1 protein-coding gene is annotated in these 430 nt (G+C 50.5%); it reads left to right on the top strand.

The window, feature by feature from the left end; all coding sequences use genetic code 11:
• Nucleotides 1–376 (top strand): type IV secretion system protein (locus tag ALO64_RS15040; RefSeq protein ID WP_162232075.1); only part of this gene is annotated, 376 nt, incomplete at its 5' end.
• Between the last annotated feature and the right edge of the window lie 54 nt (nt 377–430).

The following is a 430-nucleotide window of genomic DNA, read 5'->3' as shown; positions in this document are numbered from 1 at the left end:
GCAAACGAAGCAATGGTTTTGGGGGTGGGCTTCAGTCATGGCGGGGTTTATGCTGACTCAAGTGTTGTTCGCGGCAGTCATTGCGTTGGAACTCAGCTTTATAAACTCGTATATCATAGTCAATGGCAAGATAGATCTGAGTCTTACAGGCAACTTCGTAATGCTTTTGTGCTTCTCGGCATTTACAGTCTTGGCCGTGGAACTGCCTAATTATGCGGCGACCATCATGGGCGGCTCCCCTGTATCTGCTACTGGAGTACGTGGAATAATTACGAGAGGTTCAGGACTTGGCAGTGCTATGAACGGTGCACGCGCAGCGAAAAGCATAGGCGAGAAGATCGCCGCCAAGATGAAAGGCCGCAACCAAATCGCTTAACCCTTCGAACTTACCGGCTACATCCTCTTCCTACTCGCATCACCCTCGCTTCTC

The organism is Pseudomonas meliae (assembly GCF_001400515.1).
Taxonomy (GTDB): Bacteria; Pseudomonadota; Gammaproteobacteria; order Pseudomonadales; family Pseudomonadaceae; genus Aquipseudomonas; species Aquipseudomonas amygdali.
Note: the sequence above shows the minus strand (reverse complement) of the source record. Positions and strands in the feature narration are given on the sequence as shown.